At 68.9% G+C, this 1465-nt stretch carries 1 protein-coding gene; it reads left to right on the top strand.

Annotation, left to right across the window (positions count from 1 at the left end):
• Positions 1-1465 (top strand): transposase (locus AQI95_RS44170; RefSeq protein ID WP_159056789.1); only part of this gene is annotated, 1465 nt, incomplete at both ends.

Below are 1465 nucleotides of genomic sequence, written 5' to 3'. Positions count from 1 at the left end.
TACGGGCGACGGCTGGCCGAGTGTCCCGTCGGCGGGCGCCGCGTGGTGGTGAAGCTGGAGGTCCGGCGATTCTTCTGCGATGCCCCCGACTGCGGGCGCCGCACGTTCGTTGAGCAGGTCGAGGGTCTGACCACGCGTTATGCCCGTGCCGGGCCCGGTGTGAAGACGCTGTGGCGGTCCGTTGCGCTCACGGCGGGCGGCCGACCGGGCATGCGGCTGTGCCGCTCACTGGCGGTGCCCACCGGCCGGGCTCGGCTGCTCGGCCAGCTGCACGCACCCGAGGTCCCTGCCCGCAGCCCGCGAGTGCTGGGCGTCGACGACTTCGCCTTCCGACGCTCGCGTACTTACGGGACCATCCTGCTCGACGTCGAGACCTCCACCCCGATCGACCTGCTGGCCGACCACACCAGCGAGACACTGGCCGCCTGGCTCACCGAACATCCTGGCGCCGAGGTCATCTGCCGGGACCGCGACAGCGGCTACAGTCGCGCGATCAAGGAGGCGGCACCGGACGCGACCGAAGTAGCCGACCGCTGGCACATGCTTCAAAACCTGTCCACCGCGGTCGAGAAAACCTGCCACCAGCACCGCGCCTGCCTGCACAAATACGCCTTGGACAACGTGGACGCACCGGCGCCGCCGACCGCACCACCCACAGCGCTGCTGCCGCTGACGCCGCCGCTCGACAGCATCCCTGCCACCCCGCTCATGCAGCGGGTGACCGAACGGTATGCGGAGATCCACCGATTACGGGAGGCGACGTGGACGATCAGCGCCATCGCCCGCCGGCTCGGACTGGACCGCAAAACCGTCCGCCGCTACCTGACCACCGACCTCGACGTGCTGATCGCCTCGGCCCGCGACCGCCGTCCCCGCCAGATCGACCCCTATCGCCCGTACATCCAGCAGCGTTTCACCGACGGCTGCACCAACGCGACCCAGATCTACCGGGAGATTCGCGAACACGGCTTCCGCGGAAACCACCAGGCCGTACGTCTCTACGTCCGAAGTCTGCGGGGCGGCACCGCGGCCACCGAAGCACCTCGGCCGATCCCCAGCCCGCGCAAGATCACCTCCTGGATCATGCGCCCACGCGACACGCTCAGCAGCGACGAGCAGGCCCAACTCGACGAAGCCCGCATCGCTTGCCCCGACATCGCCACCGCCTGTGACCTGGCCCGTGTCTTCACTGGCCTGGTCCGCGACCGCCGCGGCCACCTCCTGGCCGCCTGGGTCCGCGAGGCCGAGACCAACGGACCTGATCCGATACGGGGTTTCGCCGGATTCCTACGCCAGGACTGGGACGCCGTCCTCGCTGGCATGACGCTCACCTACAGCTCCGGCGTCGTCGAAGGCCACGTCAACCGTTTAAGACAATCAAGCGGCAGATGTACGGACGGGGATCCTTCCGGCTCCTCCGCACCCGTGTCCTGCTGCGATCGTGACCATCACGCATTCCGCCCAG

The sequence above is a fragment of the Streptomyces yokosukanensis genome, assembly GCF_001514035.1.
GTDB lineage: Bacteria > Actinomycetota > Actinomycetes > Streptomycetales > Streptomycetaceae > Streptomyces > Streptomyces yokosukanensis.
This window is presented reverse-complemented; position numbering and strand designations above follow the sequence as displayed.